The organism is Sphingobium sp. JS3065, from assembly GCF_026427355.1.
Lineage (GTDB): Bacteria > Pseudomonadota > Alphaproteobacteria > Sphingomonadales > Sphingomonadaceae > Sphingobium.
Map to the genome: position 1 here is coordinate 73,496 of NZ_CP102666.1, position 14,651 is coordinate 88,146.

At 61.2% G+C, this 14,651-nt stretch carries 13 protein-coding genes; all 13 read left to right on the plus strand.

The features are described 5' to 3' along the window. The first annotated feature begins 66 nt into the window (after positions 1–66). The 13 genes from NUH86_RS22360 (at position 67) to NUH86_RS22420 (ending at position 14,189) form a co-directional block, all read left to right on the plus strand. Positions 67–1,839: an ATP-binding protein gene (locus NUH86_RS22360; RefSeq protein WP_323749047.1), complete on the plus strand. Its 1,773-nt coding sequence runs from the start codon at positions 67–69 to the stop codon at positions 1,837–1,839. Positions 1,840–2,004: 165 nt separating this feature from the next. Further along, positions 2,005–3,924 carry a hybrid sensor histidine kinase/response regulator gene (locus NUH86_RS22365; protein ID WP_196227546.1) on the plus strand — a complete coding sequence of 640 codons (1,920 nt, stop codon included), beginning with the start codon at positions 2,005–2,007 and terminating at the stop codon, positions 3,922–3,924. Between the two features lie 271 nt (positions 3,925–4,195). Further along, complete coding sequence (locus tag NUH86_RS22370; protein ID WP_048574873.1) at positions 4,196–4,483, plus strand: CopG family ribbon-helix-helix protein; 288 nt, start codon at positions 4,196–4,198, stop codon at positions 4,481–4,483. Beyond that, on the plus strand, positions 4,441–4,773 hold the full coding sequence (locus NUH86_RS22375; RefSeq protein WP_082165920.1) for a type II toxin-antitoxin system RelE/ParE family toxin: 333 nt from the start codon (positions 4,441–4,443) through the stop codon (positions 4,771–4,773). The genes NUH86_RS22370 and NUH86_RS22375 overlap by 43 nt, the downstream gene beginning before the upstream one ends. 372 nt (positions 4,774–5,145) lie before the next feature. Beyond that, on the plus strand, positions 5,146–7,440 hold the full coding sequence (locus NUH86_RS22380; RefSeq protein WP_267253132.1) for a putative bifunctional diguanylate cyclase/phosphodiesterase: 2,295 nt from the start codon (positions 5,146–5,148) through the stop codon (positions 7,438–7,440). Between the two features lie 213 nt (positions 7,441–7,653). Next, positions 7,654–8,127: a hypothetical protein gene (locus NUH86_RS22385; protein WP_267253133.1), complete on the plus strand. Its 474-nt coding sequence runs from the start codon at positions 7,654–7,656 to the stop codon at positions 8,125–8,127. A 5-nt stretch (positions 8,128–8,132) separates the two neighbouring features. Next, a complete protein-coding gene (locus tag NUH86_RS22390) occupies positions 8,133–8,423 on the plus strand; it encodes an excalibur calcium-binding domain-containing protein (RefSeq protein ID WP_267253134.1) in 291 nt (96 codons plus the stop codon). 11 nt (positions 8,424–8,434) lie between these two features. After that, a complete protein-coding gene (locus tag NUH86_RS22395; RefSeq protein WP_267253135.1) occupies positions 8,435–8,623 on the plus strand; it encodes a DUF5818 domain-containing protein in 189 nt (62 codons plus the stop codon). Then, complete coding sequence (locus NUH86_RS22400) at positions 8,620–8,808, plus strand: DUF6961 family protein (protein WP_196227551.1); 189 nt, start codon at positions 8,620–8,622, stop codon at positions 8,806–8,808. The genes NUH86_RS22395 and NUH86_RS22400 overlap by 4 nt, the downstream gene beginning before the upstream one ends. Positions 8,809–9,843: 1,035 nt before the next feature. Next, a complete protein-coding gene (locus tag NUH86_RS22405) occupies positions 9,844–10,176 on the plus strand; it encodes a hypothetical protein (protein ID WP_157009883.1) in 333 nt (110 codons plus the stop codon). Positions 10,177–10,914: 738 nt separating this feature from the next. Beyond that, the gene (gene glmU / locus NUH86_RS22410; RefSeq protein WP_044663599.1) at positions 10,915–12,207 is read left to right on the plus strand and encodes a bifunctional UDP-N-acetylglucosamine diphosphorylase/glucosamine-1-phosphate N-acetyltransferase GlmU; all 1,293 of its coding nucleotides are present in this window, start codon (positions 10,915–10,917) and stop codon (positions 12,205–12,207) included. A gap of 26 nt (positions 12,208–12,233) precedes the next feature. Continuing rightward, positions 12,234–13,058, plus strand: a complete 825-nt coding sequence (locus tag NUH86_RS22415) for a metallophosphoesterase (RefSeq protein WP_044663598.1) — start codon at positions 12,234–12,236, stop codon at positions 13,056–13,058. Positions 13,059–13,337: 279 nt separating this feature from the next. After that, positions 13,338–14,189, plus strand: coding sequence for a hypothetical protein (locus tag NUH86_RS22420; RefSeq protein WP_267253136.1), 852 nt, complete (start codon positions 13,338–13,340; stop codon positions 14,187–14,189). Positions 14,190–14,651: the final 462 nt, after the last annotated feature.

Below are 14,651 nucleotides of genomic sequence, written 5' to 3' on the forward strand. Positions count from 1 at the left end.
CAGAAGAAAAACGGAGGGTGGCATGACCGAACGGCAATTGGGGCCAATAAGAAACATAGGTAGATCATGCAGAACACCAACACGCAATGCGGCGACCTTGGAGATGATGGAGACTCATTAAACGCTGTAATGCTGGCGGAGCGATGGTCACAGGCCGCCGCCGCAATGGCCAGGCTGGCGGCCGCGCGGGATCTGGGGGATATCGTGGCAATCCTGCGGCAATCGGCCCGCGCCGCGGCGAATGCCGATGGCATTGCGATCGTGCTGCGTGAGGGCGATGCATGTCATTATCTTGCGGAAGATGCGATGGAGCCGCTGTGGCAAGGTCAGCGCTTTCCGCAAGATACGTGCGTTTCGGGCTGGGCGATGCAGAACAGGACATCCGCCGCCATCGCCGATATCACCCTTGATCCGCGCGTGCCGCAGGATGCCTACCGGACGACCTTCGTCAAGAGCATGGCGATGGTTCCCATCGGGGATGGCGAGCCTGTCGCGGCCCTGGGCGCTTATTGGGCTTCAATCGGCCATCCCGATGCCCATGAAATGGCCGTTCTGGAGGCGCTGGCGCAGGCAGCCTCGACAGCGCTGGCGCATGGGCGCCTGGTCGCTGAAATGGCAGAGCTCAATCGCGATCTTGAAGCACGCATCGAGGAGCGGACCAAGGAACTGGAAGCTGCGCATCAAAGCCTCATGCAGACTCAGAAGCTCGAGCTGATGGGGCAATTGACCGGGAATGTCGCCCACGATTTCAATAACCTGCTTTCACCGATCATGACGAGCCTGGATCTTATCCTCCAGACAGGGTCTCCCGGACAGGCTGCCCTCGCGCCGGCCCAGGTGGCGATGGAAGCTGTCGAACGCGCCCGTGCGCTTGTCCAGAGGCTGCTGGCATTCGCGCGGCGGCGCCCGCTCGCGCATGCCGTCATGGACATCAGGTCGCTCCTCAAGGGAATGCAGTCGCTGCTCGAGAGCACCGTTGGCGGACGGATCCAGCTCCATATTGCTGCACCGCCCGGCCTGCCCCATGTCGCGGGTGACCGGCAGCAACTGGAAATCGCGATCCTCAACCTTGTGGTCAACGCGCGCGACGCCATGCCCGATGGTGGCGTTCTCGCCATCTCCGCAAGCTATCCATCGGCCCCGGAAGGCCATTTCGCCAAGGATGACGGCTTTGTCCGGCTGGTCGTAGCCGATCAGGGCGAGGGCATGGACGAGGCGACCAGGACGATGGCGCTCGAGCCCTTCTTCACGACCAAGGGCGACGGCTCGGGCACGGGGTTGGGCCTGTCGATGGTGCATGGGGTCGTGCAGGAGCTTGGGGGCGTCATCGGCATCGCCAGCGAACCCGGGGCAGGCACCCAGGTGAGCCTCTGGTTGCCGATTACCCATGATGTGGAGGCCCAGCGGCCGGCTCCCAGAATCGCGAACGTGGCGATGGAGGTCGAAGGCATTGCGGTCGTGGTGGACGATCATAATCTGGTGCGAAGGGGCACCGCTGCAATGTTGCGGGAAGAGGGGTATAAGGTCGTCGAGGTTGAAAGCGCAGAAGCGTGCCTTGTCAGGCTGAAGGAGGGGCTGCGGCCGGCGCTTCTCATAACCGACCATGTCATGCCTGGCATGACGGGGCTTGATCTGGTCCACCGCGTGGCGGATCTTTATCCGCAGGTGCCCATTCTCCTCGTCTCTGGCTATGACGGGCTTGATGCGACGCCGGCCGATATCGTGCGCATGACCAAACCGTTCCGTCAGCACGAACTGCAGGCAGCGATCGCGCGCGCGCGACGGCAGGCCCAGATGCGGAGCGGGAGCGCTCCATCCGGTGTCAGCAGGGCCGGATGATGCATGGTTTTCAAGCGAGGCGCTTTGGCAAAAACATCGGATCCCGCTGGCCAAGACCCGCCGCCACGGCTCGCGCACAACGCCGCCGCGCTTGATCGATCCTCCTTAGTCTTCCATTGACGGGGAGGGGCGGGTTTCGGTGAGTCGGTTTTGCGAGGTTCAAGGATGGTCAAGCCCACCTTCAAGCAGTCCGAGGTGAACGAACAGTTCGATAGCCCGCTTGGTTCCTGCGCCGAACTGGCGACAGCCATGCTGGATCCGCAGGGATATGTCGTGAGCTGGAGCTCCGGTGCGGAGCGGTCGAGAGGATATGCCGCCAGCGAGATCATAGGAAAACATTTAAGCGTCCTGTTTACACCCCAAGAGCGTGAAGCCGGGGTTCCCCAGCATGCTCTTGAAGCTGCGCGCAGTGGCCGCTTCGAAACGCAGGGCTGGCAACTTTGCAAAGCGGGCCCCGGTTTTCTTGCGCACATCGTGATGGATCCGGTCTGGAACAGGCATGGCGATCTCACCGGTTTCGTGCTGATCACGGCCGATGTGACAGCCGGGCAACGGCGTGAACAGGCGCTTGTCGAGAGCGAGCTTCAGTTCCGGCTGCTGGTCGAAGGGCTCCGCGAATTTGCCATCTACATGATCGGTCCGGACGGAACCGTCACCAACTGGAATGCGGGCGCGAAAGCCATCAAGGGTTACGACGCCCCGGAGATACTAGGCCGGCATTTTTCATGCTTCTACACGCAGGAGGACCGTTCGCGCGGAGTGCCCGCCGCAGCTTTGGAGGAGGCTCTGGAAAGGGGGAAATTCGAGGCCGAGGGATGGCGTGTGCGCAAGGATGGTTCTCGCTTCTGGGCGCACGTCGTCATCAGCCCGGTCTTCGACGATCTTGGCGAGCATAGGGGGTTTGCCAAGGTCACGCGTGACGCGAGCGAAAAGCGCAAGCAGGAGGAGGAGCTGCGGCAGGCCCAGGAGGCGCTGTTGCAGTCACAGAAGTTGCAGGCGCTTGGGGAGCTTGCGGGGGGCATCGCGCACGACTTCAACAATCTCATGACAGTGGTGCGGGGCACCGCCGATCTCCTCCTGAGGCGGCCCGATCTGCCCGAGGAGAAGCGCAGCCGTTATCTCCAAACTGTGCTGGAGACGTCCGAGCGCGCGACCAGTCTGACGTCTCAACTTCTGGCCTTTGCCCGTCGTCAGCCGCTCGAGCCTGAGGTCATCGACCTGAGCGTTCGTCTCGATGCCCTTGCCGAGATGATCCAGCGCACGCTTGGCAATCAATATAGGCTGGAGCTTGACCTTGCTCCCGCGCTATGGCCAGTCGAGATCGACCCGACAGGCCTGGAGACAGCGGTGCTCAACGCCGTCCTGAATGCCCGGGACGCGATGCCCGATGGAGGCGAAATCAGAATTGCGACGAATAACCTCAGTGCCGTGGAACCCGGGATGGTGAGCCTCTCGATTGCCGATACGGGGCCTGGCATCCCGCCCGAGCAGGCCGAGCGCGTCTTTGAGCCTTTTTTCACGACGAAACCGGTGGGCAAGGGAACGGGCCTTGGCCTCTCGCAGATCCATGGCTTTGCCGAGCAGTCGGGCGGCTCTGTGACGTTCCGGTCAGCGCCCGGTGAGGGCGCGATGCTGGAAATTCGTCTGCCTGGCACAGGCAAGATGCCGCCGGCCGCGAAACAGGAGCAGGATCATATTGTGCTGGCGAAGGGACTGCATGTCCTGCTTGTCGAGGATAGCGACCATGTCCGCCGTTTTGCGCGGCAACTGCTCGAGGATCTGGGATGCGAGGTGCTCGAGGCGAGCAGCGCGGAAGATGCGCTCGAATTGCTCAAGGGGCACGCGGTTGACCTGGTGTTTTCAGACATATTGATGCCGGGCCGGACGGGTCTTGAGCTGGCGCAGGACATCAAGGCCGTTTACGGGCTCCCCGTGCTCCTTGCCAGCGGCTACAGCAGCGAGCAGTTCGTTCCGAAAGATCAGCGCGAATTTCCCATCCTGCGCAAGCCCTACAAGCTCGAGACGCTCGCCGCCAGCATCAACGAGCTGGTGGGCGGGCCGCGACGCCAGGCCGGGCGGGCTTGAACCGGACAACGCGGAAGGAAAGGAGACAGGGCGGCGGCAGGCACGCGGTGTAGATGCCGGCGCCGGATCACTCTCAATAATGCCATGCCCAACACTCCATGACCCCTCGCTCCCAAAGTCAGGGGTGAGCTCAACATGGGTCATTTCTCAGTGGAAATTGTGTCCTGCCTAGATCACCTCTCAGCGGCAATCAACAGGCTCCCAACCTTGTTGCTGTGCTAGCGTCCGTGTGTTATTATGCACTAATCATGTAACACATGGAGCGAAGCCCATGACAGAAGCGACATTCACCTTTCGGGTTGATGAAGCATTAAAAAGCGAGTTTGCCCAAGCCGCCAAGGCCAAGGATCGCACCGGCGCGCAGCTTCTCCGCGACTTCATGCGCCAGTATGTCGAACGCCAGCAGGAAGTGGCGGCACATGACGCATGGTTCCGGCAAGAGGTTCAAATCGGATTGGACGCGGCAAATGCCGGTCATCTGATCCCCGGTAATGAAGTCGAAGCCGAAGCAGCGGCATGGCGTGCAGCAACCCGGCGCAGGATGGCAGGCGAGGCGTGAGCCTGGTTTGGACTGTCCCGGCAAGCCTCGACCGGAAACACATTCGCGAATACATAGCACAGGACAACCCCATCGCTGCAATCGCGCTGGATGACCAGTTTGCCGATAAGGCGCGCCGCCTTGTAGATTACCCCGGCTTAGGAAGGCCGGGGAGGATGCCGGGAACTCGCGAACTGATCGCCCATCATAACTACATACTGGTTTATGATGTGGCCGGAGAAGCCGTGCGAATCTTGCGTGTCCTTCATGCACGGCGACAATGGCCGCCCAGCGTTGCAACCGGGGATTAAGTCAAGGAGCCTGCCAGATGACCGGGCAGACGTTCACCCGCTATGACAGCGCCGACTGTCTGGAGACAGAAAGATGTTGCGGCCTATCTTGAAGCCGTAATGAACGAAGAGCCGTAATCGGCCGCCGACTATGACGGTCGGACGGGCGAGGCGGTCCGGTGGGCGCGTGTCGAGATCGGCCAGATGCTTACAAGCAGAAGGATGTGTTCTGCGGCTACGACGCTGCCCTTTTCAAGCAATCGCAATTAACCGCGTCCCGAGTCCGACACTTGGCCGGGTCAGGCTCGTGGGAAGGCTCGAGCGAATCGTTAATGATTTTCCCTTAGCGGAGGAGGCGGAGCGGACGGGTCGGGGTGGAAAAAAGCGCTAAAAATGGATCGGAATTCTGGACAATTGGTCAGCTGGCTGCTTGGCTCGCCACTCGATCCTCCCCCTCCGCTTGCCGCCGAGCTGAAGAACGGCCTGTTCACCTCCGTGCCCATATTCATGGGCGGGGTATTCAACACGCTGTTGGTCGCGGCCATCGCAGCCTGGCGCCATCCCACCCCGGTTTTCACGGGCTGGGTCCTTTTCGAAGCCGTTCTGGGCGTGATGCGCCTGACCTGTCTGGTGCGGGGCCGGAAGGCGATTCAGGCGGAACGGAAGCCGCCGCGTCATGCTGCGGCGCTGCTTTCCTGCGCCTGGTCCGCATCCGTGGGCGTTGGCACCTTCCTTTGCCTCCTCAATGGCGACTGGATACTTGCAACGATTGCGTGCCTGTCCGCGGCGGCGATGATCTGCGGGATATGCCTGAGGAACTTCGGCACGCCCAGGCTGGCTGTCTTGATGGTCTGCGCGACGGTAGCCCCCTGCGCGATCGCGGGGTTGCTCGTGTCCGAACCGGTCCTGACGGTCATCAGCCTTCAGCTTCCGGTCTTTACATGGACCATCTTTATCGCGTCGTTCGGCCTTCACAAGATGCTCGTGTCCCGGATGGTCGCCTTGAGCGAACTCGAGCGCAGCCAGTCGCTCAATCGCACCATTCTGCAATCGAGTCCCGATCCTACCTTTCTCCTTGATGAGGCGCATCGACTGATCTTTTCCAACCCGCCGGGCCGGGAGTTGTTTGGAGAGGATGTGGCCTATGGCGAGCCATGGTTGTTCATGCTTCCCGCAGGCGACCGGGCGCGGGCTGAGGCGGTGCTTGAGCGGGCCCGGTCCGATCCTGCCAATCTGGTTGTCGAGTTGACCCGTCCTTCCGGTTCGAGCGCCTGGTTTGATATTGTCATCAACCGGACCGCAGCCGCATTGAAAGGCTTTGTCGTCGTCGCGCGCGATATCAGCGACCAGAAGGTGTCGGAGGAACGGGCGATCTGGATGGCCCGGCATGACGCGCTGACGGGACTGCCAAACCGCACCATATTGCAGGACCGGCTGGACAAAATTCTCGATCGTGGCGAGGCATCGGCCGGCGCAGCGTTGCTGATCGTCGATGTCGATAATTTCAAGACCATCAACGACAGCTTCGGACATGATTGCGGCGACGCGTTGCTGTGCACGGTAGCGCAGAGATTGCGCGCGACCCTCCGCGCAGACGATCTGGTGGCAAGAACGGGCGGCGACGAATTCACGCTTGTCATCGCCGCCGCCTGCGAAGCGGACGTGATCGAGACTGCCCGGCGGATTTACGGGCAGCTGGAGGCGCCGATGCGCCATCGAGGACTGCTGGTCGAATGCGGTGTAAGCATCGGGGCGAGCCTTGTCCCGCGCGATGGACGGAAACGTTCCGACATATTGAAGGCTGCGGACGTCGCCCTGTACGCGGCCAAGACGGACGGCCGCAGCCAGATCAAGATCTTTTCGCCTGCGATGCTGATTGAAGCGGAAAAGCCCAGGGCGATGATCGCATCTGCCCGGGACGCGCTGCAGCGCGACGCGGTCCTTCCCTATTATCAACCCAAGGTGTCGCTGTACGACGGCAGGACCGTGGGCTTTGAAGCCTTGCTCCGCTGGCGGGACAAGGCAGGAACGATACGAAGCGCCGAGGCGCTTGTGGCCGCATTTGAGGATCCGACCCTGGGCGCCATGTTGAGCGATCGCATGCTGGCGCGAATTCTGGACGATATCGAACGGTGGGCGGGGGCAGGCGTGCCCTTTGGCCATGTGGCGTTCAACGTGAGCGGCATCGACCTGCGCCGATCGGCCTTTGCAGAGACGATACGCGCTCATTTGGTGTCTAGAAGCCTCCCGCCGCAATGTCTGCAGATTGAGGTCACCGAGCAGGTCTTTCTGGGCCGTGGTTCGGACCAGGTGCAAGAGGCGCTGCAGCGACTGAGCGACTGCGGGATACGGATTGCGCTCGATGACTTCGGGACTGGCTATGGCTCGCTGTCCTGCCTCAATCGCTTTCCTGTCGACGCCCTCAAGGTCGATCGCTCGTTCGTCCGGCAGGTCGGTCGCGGGAGGGATGCGGAGGTCATTGCCTCGGCGATCATCGGCATGGGCCGCTCGCTCGGCCTCGAAATCGTTGCCGAAGGCATCGAAACCGCTGCCCAGGAAGCCTATCTGATGAATGCAGGATGCGACCTGGGACAAGGGTTTCTCTATTCGCCGGCCATCCCCGCTGACGGCGTGCCCGCCATCCTTGCGCATCAGGGCCAGGGTCTGCGGCAGGCGCTGCGAGCATAGGTGGGCGGGGCACTTTACGGCCTGTCGTGACCGGATCCAAAAGCAGGTACGAAGGCGGTGCGCGGCAGGGGAATGCTGCTCTGCGGACGGACTGCTCCGCTCCTATCGCTTGAGCCATCCTGCCCATTTCGCAAACAGGGGTCCCATCTTCAATAGTTTGTTACGGTTCGCATTTACCTCATTCATCGATATCATTCGCGAGGGACATGGAGGATGATTTTGAAGCTTGCCGCGTTCACGCTTGGGTTGACGGTTGCGACAGGCGCCGCTGCCGCTCCGCTCCATCTCGTTTGCCTGGGCAATGGCTCGGCCAACAGGATCACCAGCAGTTCCGGTTCCGCTTGGGCCAGCAACGGCGCATCGGCCTGGGGGCAGGTGATCGGCACCCGCGACGTTCCTTTTGACGATCAGGTCAATATCGAGCTGGCGGACGACGGGACAGGTCAGATAAGGATGCCTCGCGCCATGTTGCCGAAAATCCGCGGGGGAAAAGACGGCTGGTTCGAGGTCAGGGATGTCGTCAAGGGCCAGGATGAAATAACCGGCACCGTGCAGGTCAATGTTTTCAACTCCCCCAAGCTGCGGATCGACCGCATTCGCGGCCATCTCAGCCTCAGCGGAAAATCCGGCGATTATGCAGGGGTCTGCCGGCCTTATGATCCCGCCACCGTCCAGCGGGCATTCTGATCGTCATGCGGGCCGGCTTTATTCTCGCGAGCCTGATTGCCTTTCCTGCATCGTTGGTCGCGGCCCATCCGGGTGGATTGAACGCGCAGGGTTGCCATAATGACCGCAAAACCGGCGGCTATCACTGCCATCGCGGAGAATCCGTAGCGACCCGCCGCCAGGCTCTGGCCGGTGGTGGAGGGGCATTTCCCAACTGTGCCTCAGCGCGCGCTGCTGGCGCGGCCCCTGTCAGGGTTGGCGAACCGGGTTATGGACGCCACCTGGACCGCGACGGTGACGGCATAGGATGTGAATGATGCATCGGCCCATGCGATATGACCTTGTTGGCATTTTGCTGGAAAATGGAACCTTTCCCATTTTGCGCATGCCCGATGGTGGCGAGTGGCGGCTGGAAATCCGGAGGCGATACAGGCATCTGCTGGGTATGCGGGTGAAAGTGACGGGCACGAGAAACGGATTCGACATTCTGGCGGTCGACCGTATCGAACGGGCATGACACGCGATCAGGAGCTCTGGGGGATGGCGGCCACGCTGCTTCGTCACCATGGCGACAAGGCCCCATTGCGGGTCGCTGAGCGTATCGGGGCCCTGGCGATGCAGGGGGAGATGGGCGGCGTGGAACTTTGGCGCGAAGTCGCCCGCCGGATGCTCGCCTTGACAGCCCAGGCCGGCAAGGCTTGAGGCTCGTTCGTCGCGCTGGCCCGGCTTGTGCATGATGCATGTCCTGCTGCGTTCATGCGCAGGCCGAAACAGGCGTGGCAATTGGTCGTCATCATCTCAGTCTCTGCCGATGGCGCAGGAATAAAGACCGGGAAGAGAGAATGTCCGTTCCCTTGCTATCATATGATAATTTTCTACGCGGCAGTCATGAATAACAGCGATCTAAAAGCGATAACTCGTGCGCTTGTAGGCGTGATCGAGCATAATGATGGACAGCGAAGGGCTTTCATCGCCGGATTTGTCTGCGCAGATCTTCCTCTCCATTCATCGGAGCGGGCCCGAAGCAATTTTCGTCTCGGACGGCGGACAAGGGAAGCGCTCAAATGAAGCAAATATATTCCTGATCGGACATCCGTCCGCGGTGCCGCGTAGAGCATGCGTTGAATCAGGCGCAGGACGCACGCTCTAATTCTTGGTTGTCGCATCGCTTCTGCGCAAAAGCGGGTTCCCACTTCTGCGCGCGATGCGCTGGGGCAAAAGCTAATCCGACGCGATCGGATCGCAACCCATCCCTGCTCCAGGCACCAGGGGCAGGCAAAGCCGGCAGATTTGATCAGCAAGATGCCGGCCTTGAACTTGAGCCGCGATGCGAACGCATATTTGGGCTGACTTCATGCTTCCGCCTTGTGCGGTTCATGAGGACAAGCCGTGGTTCTTGTGACCAGGAATAGCGGGATGGTTCCCATTTTCAGCGGGCAGCAGGGTGCCAGCCAGGTCTCAGCGTCTCTTCCACCTCCTCCAGAATCGAGAACAATTCAAGCGCTCCCACGTCATCGTGCCGGGACAAGGCGAGGGCGATCAGCTGCTCCACATAGGGCGGAGCGTGCGCTCCATATTGTCTGACCAGCTCTTGTGCATTCAACATGAGACGCCTTGGCTGATAAATGGTGAAGAACCATAAGCAGTCGGAGCAATCATATCCTGTTGTAAAGGATTGAAAGATGATCCTATCCTCTATTTCATAGCATTCATATACGAATCGGAAAAGAGGCGCGGATGGCTGACGTCGATTGGGAAGTCACAGAAAGCGGATCGATTGTGGCGGAGGCTGTGAGCCGCTCATTTGTCGCCCCCGCATCATCGCTGGTCGCCATAAGGATCGAGATTTCAGATACTGAAGGAGGCTCTGGCCGCGCGCATCAGTTTTTCGTGACATCTGATCTGGCCAGGTTGGTCGGCCGCCGATTGATGAAGGCCGCCGATGCCGTGGATCAGTATCGCAGCTGGGAACGCCGATGGCGCCCATCGCGCCTGAAGCTGGGTTGGACCTCCCGTCATCGTGTAAGCATGAGGGGCCCGCGGCGAAATTATATGGTTGCAGCTGAATGAGAGATGGGCTGCGGCGCTGAGGCTTTTTGAACAGTCGATTTGACCGTCGTTGGACCTTGCGGCCGTCATTGGTGAATCGATCACTGTCCCCCTTTGTTGCGGCTGTCCCAAGCACAACGGCCCATTTGGGCAATTGACGGCTCGTCCGCCGAGAGCGCAAAAAAATGGCCTGGCCAAAAGCCATTCTGATCTTCTGCTGCTTTCCTTCTCATTGGAAATGAGCCTGACGCCCCGCAAATTTGCGGAACGTGATTGCCTTCTCTCATCGCTCGCGGCCGGCTTGCCCCGAGGGAGCGAGTGCATTGCTGATCCTGTGGCTCGTGGGCCAGCGGGGAGATCTGCCGGGCCGATGCCCGCGCCCCGGCAATCGGTCTATGCGCCATGGCCTATGCTGACTCCTGATGGTGACGGCCTACCCTCCAGTGGGGAGCGGTGGCGGTCGCTCCTGACGGTGAGTGACCATGGAGGCGCGTTCGATGCGGTGAGTTCCGGCTTTGCCGAACCTTGCGTGCCTGCAGTCTGTTCAAACATTCGCTGGGCAATCGCGCTTCATCGCAAAATTGGAATCCTGAGCTCGTACCCCCGTAGGAGATTTCCGCCGCGTCTGCGGTGGCAATGGCAAGTCAAACATGGCACAGACGCTCCGATTCCTGGTCCCTTTCCAAAAGGATGCGATCAATCGTGACCCTCATTCGCCCACTTGCCGTCATCATTCTTGCCGCAGGGCAGGGCACGCGCATGAAGTCGGCCCGGCACAAGGTGCTGCACCCTGTCGCCGGCCGTCCCATGCTGCTGCATCTGCTTGCCAGCGTCGGGGAGCTCCAGCCTGAGCGGCGGATCGTCGTGGTCGGCGCGGGACGCGAGCAGGTCCAAAGAGCGATAGCCGAGACGGACGCGAGAATCGTGGTTCAGGAAGAGCAGTTTGGGACCGGTCACGCGGTAGCGCAGGCGCGGGATGCGCTTGGCGGCTTTGCGGGCGACATTCTCATTCTCTATGGTGATGTTCCGCTGGTTCGGCCGGAGACGCTGGCGGCCATGCTCGAGCGCCTCAACCGGGAGGACCAGCCGCGAGCGGTTGTGCTCGGTTTCCGGCCAGCGGATGCTGCGGCCTATGGACGGATCATAGCCGATGGTGATGGCGTCATTGAAAAAATGGTGGAATATAAGGACGCCGATGCTGCCGAACGCGCGGTGACGCTTTGCAATTCGGGGTTGATGGCCGTTCGGTCGGCCGACCTGTTTGGGCTGCTCGACAGGATCGGTAATGATAATGCTGCGGGCGAATATTATCTCCCCGACATCGTCATGCTGCCTGGCGCGCCAAGTGCCGTGATCGAGGCGGAGGCCTGGGAAGTCGCTGGCGTTAACAGCCGGGTGGAACTGGCCGGGGTCGAGGCTTTGTGGCAGGACCGCCGCCGTGCTGAAGCCATGCGGGACGGGGCTACGCTGATCGCGCCCGAAACAATATTCTTCAGCTACGACACAGTGCTCGGCCGGGATGTCGTGGTGGAACCGAACGTGGTTTTCGGACCTGGGGTCACGATTGCGGAGGACGTGACCATCCATGCTTTCTCGCACATCGAAGGCGCCACCATCGGCAAGGGCGCACAGGTCGGCCCCTATGCCCGGCTAAGACCCGGCGCGGCGATCGGCAGCAAGGCCAAGGTCGGCAATTTCGTCGAGATCAAGCAGGCTGGGCTCGGCGAAGGCGCCAAGGTAAACCACCTGTCCTATATCGGGGACACGCAGATAGGCGAGGGCGCCAATGTCGGTGCAGGCACCATAACCTGCAATTATGATGGCTTCCGCAAACACCGGACCGAAATTGGCGCGGGCGCCTTCATCGGGTCTAACAGCGCCCTGGTGGCGCCGGTGCGTATCGGAAATGGAGCCATCGTCGCGGCGGGGAGCGTCGTGACGCAGGATGTGGCCGCCGATGCCCTTTGCCTCGTCCGTCCACTTCAGGAAGAAAAGCCGGGCTGGGCTGAACAATTCCGGGAAAAGTCGCAGGCGCGAAAAGCGGCCGGATAATGGCACAGCCCTTCAGCTGGCGCTTGATGGGGGCGCTGTTGCTGCTCTTCGCCATGATGGGAGGGGTGATCCTTCGGCTGGTCGGCAACGCCCGGGCGATGCCGGTCGTCCGTCATCTGGAGATCGCCCTGCCCTTTCCGAAGGACGCGCATCGTCAGCCGATAACGCTCGCGCTCATGACCGATACGCATGTGGGGCCTGAAAACAGTCCCGAGCGCATGGCGCGCATCGTGGATCAGGTGAATGCGCTCAAGCCCGATCTCGTCGTGCTTGGTGGTGATTATATAGCGGACGCGAAGGGCGGCGGCGCCTATGGGCCCGCTGCAAGCATCGCGCCATTTGCCCGTTTGCGGGCAAGGCTGGGGGTGGTGGCGGTATTGGGCAATCACGACAGCCCGAGCCATTCGCGCATTGACCGGCGTCAATGGCATGACCTGTTCGCCGCGATCGGCATCCGTCTGCTTGACAATCAGGCCGTGCGCCGCGGTCCGCTCGCACTAGGAGGGCTGCGCGATATTTATACCGGCAGACCGGATATCCCCGGCACGCTCGAGCAGATGCAGGCCCTGGGCGGGGTTCGCGTCGTTTTGTCGCACGGGCCAGATGTTTTTCCCCAGCTGCCGGATCAGCCCATGCTTGCCCTGGTTGGACACACGCATTGCGGGCAGGTCGCCTTCCCATTCCTCGGCATCGTCAACGTGCCGTCCCGGTACGGTACGCGCTATGCCTGCGGCATCTATCGTGAGGGCGCCCGGACCATGGTGGTGTCGGGCGGGGTTGGCACCAGCCGTTTGCCCATCAGGATGCTGGCGCCGCCGGACCTTTGGCTGATCACCATTCATCCGCAGTGAGCGCTGGCCGGGGCCATCCCGCACCATGCCCGACAGGCTGATCGATCCCCTCAGACGCCACATCGGAGGACAGGCCGCTGGGGGGGGTACGGATCCCTTCTGCGCCGGCTATCGCTGGACCGTCAAATCCAGCACGGGACTGAGCATCGAACCGATCTACATAATTTCATAACCGTCACGAGATTAGGCAGGGGCGTCTTCAAAAAAACGGGGGTAATGATGGTTCGTTCGGTTGTTGGGCTTTTGCTTGCCAGCGCATGCTTGGCCGGCTGCGGTAATGTGGGAAGCCCATTCGGCGAAAAACTGAGCTGTTCATCGGCAGCAGGGCAGGACACTACCATCTCGATCATCAAGGACGAGGTCGAGAAGACCATCTTTGCTGGTAGCCAGGAAGCCTATGGTGCGGTTATCTCGAAGTCGAAAATCCGCGCGGCGCTCGACCAGATCAAATTCCTGATCGAGGATGTACGGACCTCGAAGGAAGATCCGAACAGCACGAAGAAATTCTGCACGGGGAAGCTGAAGATCGTCTTCCCCGACGCGATGATCACGGACGCCGACAAAACCCGCGAATTGCAGGGGGTCAACAAGGTGTCCGAGCTTGCGGACAACAGCGGCGCCGAGCGCGAGGCCAATGCATTCACGATGGACATCGATTTCAATGTCCAGCCGACGGACGATGGCGAGAAAGTCTATTCCGAACTGGAGAATGCCGATGCGGCGCCGACGTTCGTGAGCGCAATCCTGGGCGGCCACCTTGGCTACAAGATGGTGCAGCAATCGCACCAGCAAGAGCAACAGCAGACGCAACTGGCCGAGCAGCAGGAACAGGCGGCGCTTACCGAGCAGAAGCAGGCCACTTTGGGCGAGGCGAAGGCAGAGTTCGACCTCTCGACCCAGACGATCAACGCCATCTGGGGCTCCATCCCGTCCGACCAGCGTGACCAGATCCTCTCTCTCCAGCGCGCGTGGATCAAGAAGAAAACGGCCGATTGCAAGGTTGAGGCAGCGCAGGCATCACTCGATCCAGCTGAGCGGGAGTCCACTCGTCTCCGCTGCGAGGCGCGGATGAACAACGAACGTTCGGGCCAGCTTCGGCGTTTCACCTACGGTAACGACACTGGCTATTAAGAAAGGGGCTCCGCGCCCTTGATTTCTCGAGCCAGGCCAACGAACCGGGTAATCCGCAGACAATAGGGCGCCTCGAGGCCAGGCGCCGCCGCCCAGGCAGTGCCTGGCCAACGGTCGTCGGATCTAATCCATTGAGTGGAAAGGCGTCCGCCCAAATGGTCGAGGACTGGCGTCCATCGCCGGAGGGGTTCCAGGTGTTGCGCCCCTCAGGGTCGTTCGAAGCTGGAGCGTAGACACGCCGCGCCTTCAACGCTGGGTTACATGCAGAGCACCCTGCGGCAGCTCTGCGGAGGATCCACGAAGGCACCGTGATTGCGACGCCAGGGCGGAAAATTGCGCCGGGAATCTGCTCGCATTCCCTGCCCGCCTTCTTTCCGAGACGCGGGTGAAGCTGCCGGATATTTTGATGTGCGGGACCGGCCGCTCGCTCGGGAGCGACGCGGTTGGGCCGGGCTGGCGCTC